Source organism: Paraburkholderia saeva (assembly GCF_907164555.1).
Classification (GTDB): Bacteria; Pseudomonadota; Gammaproteobacteria; order Burkholderiales; family Burkholderiaceae; genus Paraburkholderia; species Paraburkholderia saeva.
In genome coordinates this window covers 96,069-112,632 of record NZ_CAJQZC010000011.1, presented here as the reverse complement: position 1 = coordinate 112,632, position 16,564 = coordinate 96,069, and the positions used below count along the sequence as shown (strand labels likewise).

The following is a 16,564-nucleotide window of genomic DNA, read 5'->3' as shown; positions in this document are numbered from 1 at the left end:
TCGTCGCGTATATTTCGATTTCCGGCGAATTCCGAGCGTGCACCACTCTGGAAAATCGACCCGCCGTGCGGCTGGCGCGCCCGCCGCAGGCAACAGAAAAATGGTTCAACGGCCGATCGGCCCCCTACAGACGGTGTCCCCATGAACGACCACCTGCAACCGACGTCTTCGGTTCCCGCCGAGCAAGGGCTCTACGACCCGCAAAACGAGCATGACGCCTGTGGCGTCGGCTTCGTCGCCCATATCAAGGGCAAGAAAAGTCATGAAATCGTTCAGCAAGGCCTGAAGATCCTCGAAAACCTCGACCACCGGGGCGCCGTCGGCGCCGATCCGCTGATGGGCGACGGCGCGGGCATCCTGATTCAGGTGCCGGACGGCTTCTACCGCGAGGAAATGGCGAAACAGGGCGTGACGCTGCCGCCGGAAGGTGAGTACGGCGTCGGCATGATCTTCCTGCCGAAGGAACATGCATCGCGTCTCGCGTGCGAACAGGAACTCGAACGTACGGTGAAGGCAGAAGGCCAGGTCGTGCTCGGCTGGCGCGACGTGCCGGTCGACCACACGATGCCGATTTCGCCCACCGTGAAGGCGAGCGAGCCGCTGATCCGCCAGATCTTCATCGGTCGCGGCAAGGACATCATGGTGACCGATGCGCTCGAGCGGAAGCTGTACGTGATCCGCAAGACCGCGAGCCACCGCATCCAGGCGCTCAAGCTGAAGCACGGCAAGGAGTACTTCGTGCCGTCGATGTCGGCGCGCACGGTCGTCTACAAGGGTCTGTTGCTGGCGGGCCAGGTCGGCGTGTACTACCGCGACCTGCAGGATGACCGCACCGTGTCGGCGCTCGCGCTCGTGCACCAGCGCTTCTCGACGAACACGTTCCCGGCGTGGGAACTGGCTCACCCGTACCGCATGATCGCCCACAACGGCGAAATCAACACGGTGAAGGGCAACGTCAACTGGCTGAACGCCCGTACCGGCGCGATCGCGTCGCACGTGCTTGGCGACGACCTGCCGAAGCTGTGGCCGCTGATCTATCCGGGTCAGTCCGACACGGCGTCGTTCGACAACTGTCTCGAGCTGCTCGTGATGGCTGGCTACCCGCTCGTCCACGCGATGATGATGATGATTCCGGAAGCGTGGGAGCAGCACACGCTGATGGACGACAACCGCCGCGCGTTCTACGAATATCACGCCGCGATGATGGAGCCGTGGGACGGCCCTGCCGCCATCGCCTTCACCGACGGTCGTCAGATCGGCGCGACGCTCGACCGTAACGGTCTGCGTCCGGCGCGCTATATCGTCACCGACGACGATCTCGTCATCATGGCGTCGGAAGCGGGCACGCTGCCGATTCCCGAGTCGAAGATCGTCAAGAAGTGGCGTCTGCAGCCGGGCAAGATGTTCCTGATCGACATGGAACACGGCCGCATCATCGACGACAAGGAACTGAAGGACAACCTCGCGAACGCAAAGCCGTACAAGAGCTGGATCGATGCGGTGCGCATCAAGCTCGACGAGATCGAGCCGAAGGCGGAAGACGTCGTCACGGAACGCCGCGAAGCGGCGGCGCTGCTGGATCGTCAGCAGGCGTTCGGCTACACGCAGGAAGACCTCAAGTTCCTGATGGCGCCGATGGCGCAGGCCGGTGAAGAAGCCGTCGGCTCGATGGGCAACGACTCGCCGCTCGCCGTCATGTCCAACAAGAACAAGACGCTCTATCACTACTTCAAGCAGCTGTTCGCGCAGGTCACGAACCCGCCGATCGACCCGATCCGCGAGAACATGGTGATGTCGCTGGTGTCGTTCGTCGGTCCGAAGCCGAACCTGCTCGACACGAACAACATCAACCCGCCGATGCGTCTCGAAGTGTCGCAGCCGGTGCTCGACTTCCGTGATATCGCGAAGATCCGCGCGATCGATCAGTACACGGGCGGCAAGTTCAGTTCGTATGAACTGAATATCTGCTATCCGGTAGCCTGGGGCAAGGAAGGCATCGAGGCGCGTCTCGCGTCGCTGTGCGCGGAAGCCGTGGATGCGGTCAAGTCCGGCTACAACATGCTGATCGTGTCCGACCGCCGCACCGACCGCGACAACGTCGCGATTCCGGCGCTGCTCGCTACGTCGGCGATCCACACGCACCTCGTGCAACAAGGTCTGCGCACGAGCACGGGTCTCGTCGTCGAAACAGGTTCGGCGCGTGAAACGCATCACTTCGCGTTGCTCGCGGGCTACGGCGCGGAAGCCGTGCACCCGTACCTCGCAATGGAAACGCTCTCGCAGCTTGCCGCTGGCATGAAGGGCGACCTGTCGGCGGACAAGGCCGTCTACAACTTCACGAAGGCGGTCGGCAAGGGCCTGATGAAGGTCATGTCGAAGATGGGCATTTCGACGTACATGTCCTACACCGGCGCGCAGATTTTCGAAGCCGTCGGTCTGGCTGAAGATCTCGTGCTGAAGTATTTCCGCGGTACGTCGTCGAAGGTTGGCGGCATCGGCCTCTTCGAAGTCGCGGAAGAAGCGATTCGCCTGCATCGCGAAGCATTCGGCGACAGCCCGGTGCTGGCGACGATGCTCGACGCAGGCGGCGAATACGCGTATCGCGTGCGCGGCGAAGAGCACATGTGGACGCCGGATGCGATCGCCAAGCTGCAACACTCGGCGCGCAGCAACTCGTACCAGACGTACAAGGAATACGCGCATCTGATCAACGATCAGACGAAGCGTCATATGACGTTCCGCGGCCTGTTCGAATTCAAGTTCGACCCGACCAAAGCGATTCCGCTCGACGAAGTCGAATCCGCGAAGGACATCGTCAAGCGCTTTGCGACTGGCGCGATGTCGCTCGGCTCGATTTCGACGGAAGCGCACGCCACACTGGCAGTCGCGATGAACCGCATCGGCGGCAAGTCGAACACGGGCGAAGGCGGCGAGGACGTGAACCGTTACCGCAACGAACTGCGCGGCATTCCGATCAAGAACGGCGACACGATGAAGTCGGTGATCGGCGATGAAGTGATCGTCGACATCCCGTTGAAGGATGGTGATTCGCTGCGCTCGAAGATCAAGCAGGTGGCGTCCGGCCGCTTCGGCGTGACGGCGGAATACCTCGCCTCGGCCGACCAGATCCAGATCAAGATGGCGCAGGGCGCGAAGCCGGGCGAAGGCGGCCAGTTGCCGGGTCACAAGGTGTCCGAGTACATCGGCAAGCTGCGTTACTCGGTGCCGGGCGTCGGCCTGATTTCGCCGCCGCCGCACCATGACATCTACTCGATCGAAGATCTGGCGCAGCTGATCCACGATCTGAAGAACGCGAATTCGGCAGCCAGCATCTCGGTGAAGCTGGTGTCGGAATCGGGCGTCGGTACGGTTGCCGCGGGTGTCGCGAAGGCGAAGGCCGATCACGTCGTGATCGCGGGCCACGATGGCGGCACGGGCGCTTCGCCGCTGTCGTCGATCAAGCACGCCGGCACGCCGTGGGAACTCGGTCTCGCCGAAACGCAGCAGACGCTCGTGCTGAACCAGCTGCGCGGCCGTATCCGCGTGCAGGCTGACGGCCAGATGAAGACCGGCCGCGACGTCGTGATCGGCGCGCTGCTCGGCGCAGATGAATTCGGCTTTGCGACGGCGCCGCTCGTCGTCGAAGGCTGCATCATGATGCGCAAGTGTCACCTGAACACGTGCCCGGTCGGCGTTGCGACGCAGGATCCGGTGCTGCGCGCGAAGTTCAAGGGCCAGCCGGAACACGTCGTCAACTTTTTCTTCTTCGTTGCTGAAGAAGCGCGCGAAATCATGGCGCAACTGGGCATCCGCAAGTTCGACGACCTGATCGGTCACGCCGAACTGCTCGACATGAAGAAGGGCGTCGAGCACTGGAAGGCGAAGGGTCTCGACTTCTCGCGCGTGTTCTACCAGCCGCAGGTTGCGGCGGAAGTCGCGCGCAAGCATGTCGACGTTCAGGACCACGGTCTCGACCGCGCCCTCGATCACGTGCTGATCGAGAAGGCGAAGGCGGCAATCGAGAAAGGCGAGCACGTCTCGTTCATCCAGCCGGTGCGCAACGTGAACCGTACGGTCGGTGCGATGCTGTCCGGCACGATCGCGAAGAAGTACGGCCACGACGGTCTGCCTGACGACACGATCCACATCCAGCTGAAAGGCACGGCTGGCCAGAGCTTCGGCGCGTTCCTCGCCCGGGGCATCACGCTCGACCTCGTCGGCGACGGCAACGACTACGTCGGCAAGGGTCTGTCGGGTGGCCGCATCATCATCCGTCCGACGAACGATTTCCGCGGCAAGTCGGAGGAAAACATCATCTGCGGCAACACGGTGATGTACGGCGCGATCGAGGGCGAATCGTTTTTCCGCGGTGTCGCAGGCGAGCGCTTCTGCGTGCGTAACTCGGGCGCGACGGCAGTTGTCGAAGGCACGGGCGACCATGGCTGCGAATACATGACGGGCGGCACGGTGGTCGTGCTCGGCGAAACGGGCCGTAACTTCGCGGCCGGCATGTCGGGCGGTATCGCGTACGTGTTCGATCCGGACAACACGTTCGCCGGCAAGTGCAACAAATCGATGGTCGCGCTCGAACCGGTGCTGCAACAGGCCGAACAGGAACGCACTGTCGACCGCGCACTGTGGCACACGAGCCAGACCGACGAAGCATTGCTGAAGGGTCTCATCGAGCGCCACTTCCAGTTCACGGGCTCGCCGCGTGCAAAGGCGCTGCTCGAAAACTGGGACGCCGCGCGACGCCAGTTCGTGAAGGTATTCCCGACGGAATACAAGCGCGCGCTGGGCGAAATGGGCGCGAAGAAGGCAGCGAAGGAAGTACTCGCCGCTTAAAGTCTTCGCGTTACGGCCAGCAGCACTGCGAAAGCAGCAACAGGCGTCCGCCGCTTTGAAGCGGCGGGCGCGGATCACCCCACCTGATAAAGATAGAGAAGAGAACCATATGGGCAAGGCAACCGGTTTTCTCGAGTTCGAACGCCGCCATGAGGCGTACGAAGCTCCGCTCACGCGTGTGAAGCACTACAAGGAGTTCGTCGCGGCATTGACCGACGATGAAGCCAAAATCCAGGGCGCACGTTGCATGGACTGCGGCATTCCGTTCTGCAACAACGGCTGCCCGGTGAACAACATCATCCCGGACTTCAACGACCTGGTGTTCCATCAGGACTGGAAGAACGCGATCGAAGTCCTGCACTCGACGAACAACTTCCCGGAATTCACGGGCCGCATCTGCCCGGCGCCGTGCGAAGCGGCGTGCACGCTCGGCATCAACGACGATCCGGTTGGCATCAAGTCGATCGAACACGCGATCATCGACAAGGCGTGGACGGAAGGCTGGGTCGCACCGCAGCCGCCGAAGCACAAGACGGGCAAGAAGGTCGCGGTTGTCGGTTCCGGCCCCGCGGGTCTGGCTGTCGCGCAGCAACTCGCGCGCGCGGGGCACGATGTCACCGTGTTCGAAAAGAACGACCGTATCGGCGGTCTGCTGCGTTACGGGATTCCCGACTTCAAGCTGGAAAAGTGGCTGATCGACCGCCGCATGCGCCAGATGGAAGCCGAAGGCGTGACGTTCCGCGCGAACGTGTTCGTCGGCAAAAAAGATTCGCTGCCGGCCTGGATCGGCAACACGGCAAAAGAAACCATCACGCCGGACGAACTGAAAGAGCAGTTTGACGCGGTCGTGATCGCGGGCGGCTCGGAAACGCCGCGTGATCTGCCGGTGCCGGGCCGCGAGCTCGAAGGCATCCATTACGCGATGGAATTCCTGCCGCAGCAGAACAAGGTCAACGCCGGCGACAAGGTTCCCGACCAGCTGCTCGCGAAGGGCAAGCATGTGGTCGTGATCGGTGGCGGCGATACGGGCTCAGACTGCGTCGGCACGTCGAACCGTCATGGCGCGAAGAGCGTCACGCAGTTTGAACTGCTGCCGCAACCGCCGGAAGAAGAGAACAAGCCGCTCGTGTGGCCGTACTGGCCGGTCAAGCTGCGCACGTCGTCTTCGCATGACGAAGGCTGCGAGCGCGACTGGGCGGTGGCCACCAAACGTCTCGAAGGCAAGAACGGCAAGGTCGAGAAGCTGGTCGCGGCGCGCGTCGAATGGAAGGACGGCAAGATGCAGGAAGTGCCGGGTTCCGAGTTCGAAATGAAGGCCGACCTCGTGCTGCTCGCGATGGGCTTCACGCAGCCGGTTTCGCCGGTGCTCGAAGCGTTCGGCGTCGACAAGGATGCGCGTGGCAACGTGCGTGCTTCGACTGAAGGCGACAAGGCCTATTACACGTCGGTGGACAAGGTATTCACGGCGGGCGATATGCGTCGTGGCCAGTCGCTCGTCGTCTGGGCGATCCGCGAAGGCCGTCAGTGCGCACGTTCGGTCGACGCGTTCCTGATGGGCCATACGGAACTGCCGCGGTAATTTTTTTCCACGCCGACGCGGCTGGTATGCTGCGGCATCGCGTCGACGCAGCATTGATGCAGGAAGAGGTGGAGACGACAAAGCGGTAACGGAAAACCGGGCGCCCGGAAGGGCGACCCGGTTTTTTAACGTCGGTCTTCCTGCGGCGGCGCGGGTTAAAGCGGAAAATGCACCTGACCCGTCTGCCCGCAACAACGCTGAATAATCGACACCGGATCACGTCATGACCGACGGCTGGCAACGCTGCTTCATCGCCCTTGCGCCCGATGCCGCGACGCGCGACGCGCTCGCGGCGGTGCCGGTCGCCCCCACGGCGCGGCGCGTGCCGTATGAACAGCTGCATCTGACGGTGACGTTCATCGGTGCACTGCCGGCCGCGCACGGTGAGGCGCTTGGCCACGAACTGGCGGCTCGCGCCGTGCCGATGTCACCCGCCAGGATCGAGCGCGTCGAGCATTGGCCGAACGCGAACCGGCCACGACTGACTGTGGCGACACTCGCGATGTCGGATGAATTTGTCGCGCTGGACTGGCGCATCCGTTCGTTGATGCTGGAACTGGGTTTGCCGGTCGACGCCCGCGCGTTCCGTCCGCACATCACCCTGGCAAGATTTGGTCGCGACGCCGCGCCAGTCGGCGACGTCCGCATGGCGGCGCCGGAAGTCGCCGCGCGTTTTGAATCGCTGGTGCTGTACTCCAGCACGCTCGCGCGACACGGCGCGCGGTACAGCGCACTCGCCAGCGTCCCACTGGCATAACCCGCAACCGCCGCGTCGGGCAAAACAGGCCAGCTGACGGCTAACGCCGGTATCGCGCTAGCGTCAGGCCATCGAGATCGATCTCCGGCGTGCGGCCGGTCACGAGATCGGCGGCCACGCGGCCGGATCCCATCGACATCGCCCACCCTGTCGATCCGTGGCCAACGTTCACCCACAGGCGATCGATTCCGCTCGGCCCGAGGAGCGGCGCGCCATCGGGCGTCATCGGGCGGTGACCGACCCAGAATTGCGCCGAAGACGGATTCGCCGCATGCGGAAACCAGTCGTCGAGCACTTTCATCAGCGTCTGCAACGCCTGTTCGCGCAACGTCGTCTGACGGTTGCCGAGTTCCGCCGTGCCCGCCACGCGCAGGTTAGGGCCGAAGCACGTGATGGCCGTCTTCAGCGATTCGTCCATCAATGCGGCACGCGGCGCCTTCTGTTCGTCGGTGACGGGCAGCGTCGCCGAATAGCCTTTCACCGGATAGAGCGGAATTTTTACGCCGAGCGGCGCGAGCAGTTCCGCGCTTTCCACACCGAGCGCAACCACGACGGCATCCGCTGCGAGCACCTCGGCGCCGCGTTCGCCCGTCACCTGCACGCCGGTGACGGCGCCCCCCTGCACGTCGAGCGCCCTCACATGCGTGTCGAAACGGAACATCACGCCGTTCTTTTCGCAGATGGCGCGCAGTTCGCGGGTGAAGCGGGCGCAATCGCCGGCTTCGTCGGCGGGCAGGTAAAGGCCGGATAGCGGTGCCTGTCGCGCCCATTGCAGCCCAGGTTCGATCTGCACGCATTCCTGCGCGCTGACCTCGCGATGCACGATACCCGCATCGCGCAGCACGGCCAGCGCCGGCTGCGCGAGTTCGACGTCGTACTCGCTGCGAAAGAGTTGCAGGTAACCGTGACTCTGACCGTAGTCGAACGGATAGCGCGCGCCGAATTCGTGCAGGCACGCGCGGCTGTAGTACGCGACGCGCTGCATCCGCTGTTTGTTCACCCGGAAGCGCGCGAGGTCGCATTCATGCAGCCAACGTGCGATCCAGCGCCACTGCGCAGGATCGAGCGTGGGACGGAAGATCAGCGGCGAGTTGGTCTTGAACAGGTATTTGAGGATTTTCGCCGGCATGCCGGGCGCGGCCCACGGCGTCACGTAGCCCGGCGCGATCACGCCGGCATTGCCGAAACTGGTGGCGAGCGCGACATCCGGTTCGCGTTCAATGACCGTGACGTCGCAGCCCTGCTCGCGCAGATGAAACGCAGTGGCGACGCCAATCACGCCGCCGCCCAGAACAATCGTTTTCATTTCGGTAGTACGGAATTCAGGATGCAGTCGAAGTCGGCGCGGGCGTCGCAAGCGACTTGCCCTTCGTCTCCGGCAGACAGATCGCGGCAACGATCACCAGCAGATAGCCCGCACCGGCGACGATGCCCATCGCCTTGACGAGTGTCATCGTCTGCGAAAGCGTGCCGACGAGGATCGGGAAGAACGAGCCGAGACCGCGCCCGAGGTTATAGCAGAAGCCCTGGCCCGAGCCGCGAATCGCGTTCGGGTATAGCTCCGACAGATAGGCGCCGACGCCCGCAAAAATCCCCTGCACGACGATGCCGAGCGGGAAACCAAGCGCGAGCATCATCGTGTCGGTGATGGGCAGCATCGTGTAGACCATGCCGAGCGCGAACGAGCCGACAGCGAACAGCACAAACGACGCGCGTCTCCCGATCCTGTCGCAGAGAATCGCGCCGACGATGTACCCGGTGAACGACCCGACGATCAGCACGATCAGATAGCCGCTCGTGTTGAACACCGAGAGATGGCGCACGGTCTTGAGATATGTCGGCAGCCAGGTCGTGATCGCGTAGTAGCCGCCGAGCATGCCGGTGCACAGCGCGCTGCCGAGCAGCGTCGTCCTGAGCAGCGGGCCGGAAAAGATCTGCAGGAAATGCGACGTATCGAAGCCGCTGTCGCGCGCGCGGCGTGTCGCGATGTAGATGTCCGGATCGCTCACGTTGCGGCGGATGTAGAAGATCCACAGCGCCGGCAGCAGCCCGATCCAGAAGCATGCGCGCCACGCGTACTGTTCCGGCAGGAGCGCGAAGAACGCCCAGTAAAGAATTGCCGCAGCGCCCCAGCCGAACGACCAGCTGCTCTGCACGGTGCCCACCGCTTTCGCGCGGTGCTGCGGCGAGCGGATCGTCTCTGCCATCATGATCGTCACCACGGACCATTCGCCGCCAAAGCCGATGCCCTGCAGCGTGCGCGTGGTGAGCAGTTGCCAGAACGAGTTCGTGAAGCCGGACAGACAGGTGAACACCGCGAACGTGGCGATCGTCCATTGCAGCACGCGTACGCGTCCGTAACGGTCCGCCAGAATGCCCGCGAGCCAGCCGCCAATCGCCGAGGAAATCAGCGAGCTTGTGGCGATCATGCCGGCCTCGCTTTTCGACATGCCCCACGTCGCGATCAAGGTTGGGATCAGGAACGAGTAGATCATGAAATCGAACGCATCGACCGCGTAACCGCCGAAGCCGGCGTACAGCGTGCGGCGCTCGCGCGTCGTCAGTTCCGTGAACCAGTCGAATGACCGCATTGTGTCTCCTCTGTCGATCAGCGTTCGCGCATCAGCTGTCGAACGGCGTTCCGCATTGGCGCGTTATGCCGGTCCCATGCAGAGCGCTGACTCTGGTGCCATGCAAGATGGTTGCTGTGCTGTCGGGCGCAGTTCGTCGGGCGAACCGCGGATCGGCCGTATTTTACGGCGCGTCCGGGCGTCGAACCAGCGGAGATCAATAAGGTTGTGGGTGCAACAGGAAGGGCAAACCGGTCATTGCAACAGGGCGAGGCCGCGGCGGCGGTTGCTAGCCAAGCGTCAGTCCGCCGTCGACGTGAATCACCTGGCCGGTGATATGCCTGGCCTCGTCCGACAGCAGAAACGCGATCAGCGCCGCGATATCCGCGGGTTCAGCGACGTGGCCCAGCGGTGTCGCTTCGGTGGCGCGGGTCCATGCGGATGCGTTGTCGGCGCTCGGCCCGCGCTCCTTGCGGGTGAACCCGGGCGCGACGCAATTGACGGTCACGCCATGCGGCGCGAGTTCGGCTGCTGCCGTTCTCGCCAGCGATTCGACGGCGGCCTTCGCCGCCGCCGTCGCGGCGAACGGCGCGTCCGCGCGATAGCGATGCGCGACGAACGAACTCACGGCAACGACGCGTCCATGGTTCGACGTCTCGAGCGCAGACGTTGCGCGTTTGACGAGCGCAGCGAACGCGCCGGGCATTGCGGCGAACGCCGCGGCGAGCGCGTCGGCATCGAGCGAGCCGAGCGTCTGCCGTTGTGCGTGGCCCGCGTTTGCGACGAGTTGATCGAGCGCGCCGAACGTTGCGAGCGTCTGGTGCACCGCATGTTCCGCGGCACCGCGTTCGATGAGATCGCCATACACGGTCGCGCAGTTCGCACCGTTCGACGTGCAGTCGGCGGCGACCGCGTCCAGCCGTGCGCGCGACGCTGCATCCGCACCACGCGCATGCAGCATCAACGCAACGCGTGGCGCGGCGATGCGTCGAGCGAGCGCGGCGCCGATGCCGGACCCGGCACCGGTGATCAGCACGACACGGTCGAACGATGCGGTGCTCACGCCGCGGCCCGCTCCAGCGCGCGCTCGACGAGGATCGTCTGCGTGTGGAACGCCTCGAGCGACTTGCGGTGCGCGACGCTGACAATCGCTGTGTCCGGCAGGCGCTCGTTGAGCACGGTGTAGATCAGCGTTTCGTTGTCCGGGTCGAGCGCGCTCGTGGCTTCGTCGAGGAACAGGTAGTCCGGTTTTTGCAGCAGCACGCGCGCGGCCGCAAGTCGCTGCTGTTCACCCGGCGACAGCGTGCGTTCCCAATGCGCGTCTTCCGCGAGACGGTCGGCCAGTTCCGGCAGATTGCACGCCGTGAGCACTTCGCGACAGGCCTCGTCGGTGAACACGGACTCGTCGGACGGATAGGCAAGCGCTGCCTTCAACGTGCCGATCGGCAAATAGGCGCGCTGCGGCACGAACATCAGCTTCGCGCCGGCGGGGGCGTCGATCGTGCCTTCGCCGAACGGCCAGAGGCCGGCGAGCGAACGCATCAACGTGCTCTTGCCCGAACCCGACGGACCCCGCACGAGCCACCGCGACTTCGGTGCGATGTCGAACGAGCCGATGTTTGACAGCGGCGTGCCATCCGGATGCTGCAGTCGCAGGTCGTCGATCGTGAGCGTGCGCGTGTCGGTCATGCGCACGTTAATGCCGCCGTGATAAGTGCCGCCGGATACCGATTCGCGCAGATGCTGGTCGCCCATCACGCGATGGAATTCCCGCAGACGGTTCACGGTAGCGCGCCATTCGGCGAGCGAATCGTAATTGTTGATGAACCACGAGAACGAATCGCTGACGGTGCCGAACGCGCCCGTCACCTGCTGGTACATGCCGAACGTGATGCTCTTCGAGAAGTACTTCGGCGCGGCGGCGATATACGGGAACACGATCGCCAGCTGCGAATAGCTGATCACGACGATGTTGAAGCGTCGCGTGAAGCGCATGATCAGGCGCCAGTTGTCGCGGATGTGTCCGAACACGCCTTTGAGCGCCTGTTCTTCGGCGGGCTCGCCCTGATAGAGGGCAATCTGGTCGGCGTTTTCACGGATGCGGATCAGCGAGAAACGGAAGTCTGCTTCCACGCGCTGTTGCTGATAGTTGATCGATACCAGCGGATGGTTGACCTTATGGGTGACGTACGAACCGATCGCCGCGTAGACCAGCGCGGCCCAGACCATATAGCCTGGAATACTGAACTCGGTGCCGAACAGGTGGAACGCCAGCGCGCCGGACAGATTCCACAGGATGACGATGAACGAGAAGAGCGTGACGGTCGTCGAGAGCAGGCCGAGCGACAGGTTCAGCGTCGCGCTCGCCAGCGCCTGAAGGTCGACGGAAACCCGCTGGTCGGGGTTGTCCGCAAGGCGGTCGCGCTCGATCCGGTAATACGCGCGGTCGCCGAGCCAGTCGTGCAGATATTTCGTGGTGAGCCACTGCCGCCAGCGGAACTCGAGCATCTGCCGGAAGTACGTGCGATACGAACCGAGCAGGATCAGCGCCATGGCGATGACGGTGAACTGCAGCAGCGACGACTTGAAGACGGGGTAGTTGTATTGCTGGATGGCGTCGAAGAAGATGCGCTGCCAGCTGTTGAACCAGACGTTGGCCGCAACCATTGTCATGTTCATCGCGATCACGAGTGCGAGCAGGCCTCGCGCGCGCCATCGGTCCTCGGACACCCAGTATGGCTTGATGAGCCCCCACGCGGTGATATCGGTATCCGCGGAGCCTGTCGGTTTTTCAGTCATAAGCGTCCTTTAAAACGGAATGGCGCTACGCACGGGCACGTCCGGTGACGAAAGGCGCGCACGTTCGCTCTGGGGCCGGATTGTCCCGACCCTGGCTTAACCTGAACTTAAATGATCGAAGGCGCGGCTGGCTGACAGAAGCCCTGCAGGCAGGACCTGTGGTGACGCACCGCGCATCCCCGTTGACGCGCCATTGTGCCAGACCGGTGCCCGTGACCGTATTGATTTGCTGCGGATTTGCCGCCATTGCGGGCGTCCGGCTGGTTTGCGGGTGCCGCGGCTTTTATGGTCTAATGACTTTTGACGAAACAGGGGTGCTTCGCGTGCGGGCTGCATGGGCTTCCATGGAGTTGTGGCGAGGCTGAGAGAGACCCTTCGCACCCGATCCGGGTAATACCGGCGCGGGAAGTTTCCGGAAGTTGTCAATTCTTCCACTCCCCGCCGGGCGCCATCCGTCACTGGATGTGCGTGACGCCCGGCCGGCTCGCCCGCCGGTTTCGTCCTTGGGTACGTGCGCTTTTTGCCGTACGGAAAGGATTCGATGACCGCTCATTCTTCAGTTATTAGTTTCGTGTTCAGCTTCATTCGTGCCTTGATGACTGGCCGCGCGCCGGGAGCGAGGCAATGAAGGCGCGCGCCCGGGAACCCGACTTCGCCGTGATCGGCGGTGGTCTGTGCGGACGCCTCGTCGCGTGGCGGCTGGCCGGCGCCGGACATCGCGTGGCGCTGTACGAGCGCGGCGACGCGGCGGGCACCGGCGCTGCTGCGTGGGTGGCGGCCGCGATGCTCGCGCCGCTCGCCGAAGCTGCCAGCGCCGAGTTGCTGATTACCCGCCTCGGCGAAGCATCGCTTGCTGCGTGGCCGCGCCTGCTGTCCGAATTGCCCGAGCCGGTGTTTTTCCAGCGCAACGGCACGCTCGTCGTCTGGCATCACTCCGATCGTAACGAAGCGCCGCTCTTCGAGCGTCGTGTGCGGGCGAACGCGCCTGCGGAGCTCGTCGAAGGCGGTTTCGTGAAGCTGTCGGGCGCCCAGGTGGGCGAAGCCGAACCTGCGCTGGCCGGCCGCTTCACACAGGGCTGGCTGTTACCGCACGAAGGCCAGCTCGACAACCGTCAGGTGCTGACGGCGCTCGCCGCCGGGCTCGTTGAACGTGGTGTCGAAACGCACTGGAATACCCCTGTCGACGACCACGCGCTGCCGCCCGCGCGCGTGACGATCGATTGCCGCGGGCTGGGCGCGAAGCCCGCATTGCCGACGCTGCGCGGCATTCGCGGCGAAGTGGCGCGGGTTCACGCGCCGGGCATCGCGCTTGCGCGTCCTGTTCGATTGCTGCATCCGCGTTACCCGCTTTACATCGCGCCGAAAGAGAACGATCTGTACGTCATCGGCGCGACGGAAATCGAAGGCGAGGACATGTCGCCCGTGACCGTGCGCTCGGCGCTGGAGTTGTTGAGCGCGGCATTTTCGGTGCATCCGGGGTTCGGCGAGGCGCGCATTCTGGAGCTGAATTCCCAATGCCGGCCGACGTTGCCGGATCACCGCCCGGCGCTCCTGTGGGACGGCGCCAGCATGCTGCGCGTGAACGGCCTGTACCGGCACGGCTATATGATCGCGCCCGAAGTCGCGGACGAAGCCGTGCGCTTCGCCGGTGCGCTGCTCGACGGGCGCATTGCCGATACCGATGCTTTCGAGGACTGGCGTCGCGACGCGCGCTGGACCGAGCTTTTTCACCTGGATACCCGGCAGGCGCTGGTGTGAACGACGCCACGCTGCCACTGACTGAAGCTGAACTCATGGATATACATATCAACCAGAAGCCGCTCTCGCTGCCCGAAGGCGCGACGGTTGCCGACGCGCTGTCTGCCTTCGGCGCGCGCCCGCCCTTCGCGGTGGCGCTGAACGGCGATTTCGTCGCGCGCACGCAGCATGCGGCCCGCGCATTGCAGCCGGGCGACCGGCTTGACATCGTGCAACCGGTAGCAGGCGGCTGAACGGGCGACCCGGCGGTCAGCCTCCATGGCGCCCCCAGAAACACGCCCGACGCACGCGCAATCCGTCAGACGCAAGGACTTCAACATGACTTCGCTTTCCCTCGCTCCCGCACCCGCCGACGCACTCACGCTCTACGGTCAGGCTTTCGCGAGCCGCGTGCTGCTCGGCACGTCGCGCTATCCGTCGCTGCAGTCGCTGTCGGATTCGATCGACGCCGCAAGGCCCGGCATGGTGACCGTCGCGCTGCGCCGGCAGATGAATGAAGGCGGCGGCCAAACCGGTTTCTTCGACCTGCTAAAGCGCCACGGCGTGCCGCTCCTGCCCAACACTGCAGGCTGCCAGACGGTCAGCGAGGCGGTCACGACGGCGCACATGGCGCGCGAAATCTTCGAAACCGACTGGATCAAGCTCGAACTGATCGGCGACGACTACACGCTGCAGCCGGACCCGGTCGGTCTGATTGAAGCCGCCGCGCAGCTGATCAAGGACGGCTTCAAGGTGCTGCCGTACTGCACGGAAGATCTCGTGATCGGCCGTCGACTGCTCGACGCCGGCTGCGAAGCGTTGATGCCGTGGGGCGCGCCGATCGGCACTGGCAAGGGCGTCGTAAATCCGTACGGCCTGCGCGTGCTGCGTGAGCGGCTGCCCGATGTGCCGCTGATCGTCGATGCCGGGCTCGGCGTGCCGTCGCACGCGTGCCAGGTGATGGAGTGGGGCTTCGACGGCGTGCTGCTCAATACGGCGGTTTCGCAGGCGACGCATCCCGAAGCGATGGCGCGCGCGTTCGCGCTCGGCGTCGAAGCAGGGCGCAGCGCGTACGTCGCGGGCCCGATGGCCGAGCGCGAGACGGCGCACGCGAGCACGCCGGTCGTCGGCATGCCGTTCTGGCATCAGGACGGGAGCGCCGCATGACGCAGGCGCTGCCGCTGTCGGGACGGGACCTCTTCTGGCCGCCAGCCGATGAGCTCACCGAAGCGGCCGAGCGCATCCGCGCCCGTCTGGGCGACTGGCCGCCCACGCACGCGCCGTGGCGCCTCTGCCTGACCGCGCCGGACGCGCCGAACGGCGGCGACCTCATCATCGTCGCCGATCTCCAGCATCACGGCGAACATGTCGCGAAATGGCTGGTGCAGGGCGCGGGCGTGATCGAAGCCTCCGACAACGCGGCCACGCTGCACCTTTGCGGCGAGCGTTACCGGCTCGAAGGCCATCTTTCCGACGACTGGATCGCCGCGCTCGCCGCGTTCCTCGATTGCGGATTCGAGCCGCACAACGCGCTGGTGCTCGCGATGGCCTGGCGCGACGGCGACGAAACGGCAAGCGCCGATGCGTGGCCCGTCGAACTGTCGCGTTTTCCGCGCGTGCCGGGTCTGCCGCCGGCGCCGGCGCAGCCATTCCCGCGCTGTCCGGACCGGCTCGGCCTGTATGCCGTGCTGCCGGACGCGAAGTGGGTCGAACGCGTGCTGGGGTTCGGCGTGAAGACCGTCCAGCTGCGCCACAAGGCCGCTGACGCCGGCCTCGCGGGCGACATCGCGCGCAGCGTCGCGGCGGGACGCGAACACGATGCGCAGGTATTCATCAACGATCACTGGCAGGCCGCGCTCGACGCGGGCGCTTACGGTGTCCACCTCGGTCAGGAAGACCTCCACACTGCCGACCTTCAAAAACTGAACGCTGCGGGCATCCGCGTCGGCCTGTCGACGCACGGCTACTACGAGATGCTGGTTGCGCTGCATTTCCGTCCGAGCTATCTCGCGTTCGGCGCGGTATTCGCGACCACGACCAAAACATTGCCGACCGCGCCGCAAGGACTCGCGCGTCTCGCGCGCTACGTGCAGCTGCTGGATGGCGTCGTGCCGCTGGTGGCGATTGGCGGCATCGACGGCCAGGTGCTGCCTGACGTGGTGGCGACGGGCGTGGGCAGCGCCGCGGTGGTGCGCGCCGTCACGGACGCCACGGACCCGGCTGCGGCTGTTTCTGCGCTGCAACACGCCTTTCTGCAATAATTGGGGGATACCCTTA

At 64.6% G+C, this 16,564-nt stretch carries 11 protein-coding genes and 1 riboswitch; of the genes, 7 read left to right on the top strand and 4 right to left on the bottom strand.

The features are described 5' to 3' along the window. The first annotated feature begins 141 nt into the window (after positions 1 to 141). From LPA36_RS24680 to thpR, 3 genes are all read left to right on the top strand, one after another. Positions 142 to 4,845 (top strand): glutamate synthase-related protein, encoded by a 4,704-nt coding sequence (locus LPA36_RS24680; RefSeq protein WP_228882605.1) that lies wholly within the window; start codon positions 142 to 144, stop codon positions 4,843 to 4,845. Between the two features lie 109 nt (positions 4,846 to 4,954). Further along, the gene (locus tag LPA36_RS24675; protein WP_228882602.1) at positions 4,955 to 6,424 is read left to right on the top strand and encodes a glutamate synthase subunit beta; all 1,470 of its coding nucleotides are present in this window, start codon (positions 4,955 to 4,957) and stop codon (positions 6,422 to 6,424) included. A 223-nt stretch (positions 6,425 to 6,647) separates the two neighbouring features. Further along, positions 6,648 to 7,181, top strand: a complete 534-nt coding sequence (gene thpR / locus LPA36_RS24670; RefSeq protein ID WP_228882600.1) for an RNA 2',3'-cyclic phosphodiesterase — start codon at positions 6,648 to 6,650, stop codon at positions 7,179 to 7,181. 40 nt (positions 7,182 to 7,221) lie between these two features. On the opposite strand, the gene LPA36_RS24665 is transcribed toward thpR, so the two are convergent. The 4 genes from LPA36_RS24665 to LPA36_RS24650 all read right to left on the bottom strand — a co-directional run bounded on the left by LPA36_RS24665 (position 7,222) and on the right by LPA36_RS24650 (position 12,550). Then, positions 7,222 to 8,487: a D-amino acid dehydrogenase gene (locus tag LPA36_RS24665; protein WP_228882598.1), complete on the bottom strand. Its 1,266-nt coding sequence runs from the start codon at positions 8,485 to 8,487 to the stop codon at positions 7,222 to 7,224. A gap of 16 nt (positions 8,488 to 8,503) precedes the next feature. Continuing rightward, positions 8,504 to 9,772, bottom strand: a complete 1,269-nt coding sequence (locus LPA36_RS24660) for an MFS transporter (RefSeq protein ID WP_228882596.1) — start codon at positions 9,770 to 9,772, stop codon at positions 8,504 to 8,506. Positions 9,773 to 10,040: 268 nt separating this feature from the next. Next, positions 10,041 to 10,814 carry an SDR family NAD(P)-dependent oxidoreductase gene (locus LPA36_RS24655; protein ID WP_228882594.1) on the bottom strand — a complete coding sequence of 258 codons (774 nt, stop codon included), beginning with the start codon at positions 10,812 to 10,814 and terminating at the stop codon, positions 10,041 to 10,043. Then, complete coding sequence (locus LPA36_RS24650) at positions 10,811 to 12,550, bottom strand: ABC transporter ATP-binding protein/permease (protein ID WP_228882591.1); 1,740 nt, start codon at positions 12,548 to 12,550, stop codon at positions 10,811 to 10,813. The genes LPA36_RS24655 and LPA36_RS24650 overlap by 4 nt, the downstream gene beginning before the upstream one ends. A 300-nt stretch (positions 12,551 to 12,850) precedes the next feature. Further along, a riboswitch (TPP riboswitch) is annotated at positions 12,851 to 12,975 on the top strand. 199 nt (positions 12,976 to 13,174) lie between these two features. Here LPA36_RS24650 and LPA36_RS24645 point away from each other — a divergent pair. From LPA36_RS24645 to LPA36_RS24630, 4 genes are all read left to right on the top strand, one after another. Continuing rightward, positions 13,175 to 14,308 (top strand): FAD-dependent oxidoreductase, encoded by a 1,134-nt coding sequence (locus LPA36_RS24645; RefSeq protein ID WP_228882589.1) that lies wholly within the window; start codon positions 13,175 to 13,177, stop codon positions 14,306 to 14,308. Positions 14,309 to 14,343: 35 nt separating this feature from the next. Then, on the top strand, positions 14,344 to 14,541 hold the full coding sequence (thiS, locus tag LPA36_RS24640) for a sulfur carrier protein ThiS (RefSeq protein ID WP_228882586.1): 198 nt from the start codon (positions 14,344 to 14,346) through the stop codon (positions 14,539 to 14,541). A gap of 85 nt (positions 14,542 to 14,626) precedes the next feature. Beyond that, the gene (locus tag LPA36_RS24635; RefSeq protein ID WP_228882585.1) at positions 14,627 to 15,454 is read left to right on the top strand and encodes a thiazole synthase; all 828 of its coding nucleotides are present in this window, start codon (positions 14,627 to 14,629) and stop codon (positions 15,452 to 15,454) included. Beyond that, entirely contained in the window at positions 15,451 to 16,548 is a 1,098-nt protein-coding gene (locus tag LPA36_RS24630) for a thiamine phosphate synthase (protein ID WP_228882583.1), read from the top strand. Before LPA36_RS24635 ends, LPA36_RS24630 begins: the two co-directional genes overlap by 4 nt. Positions 16,549 to 16,564: the final 16 nt, after the last annotated feature.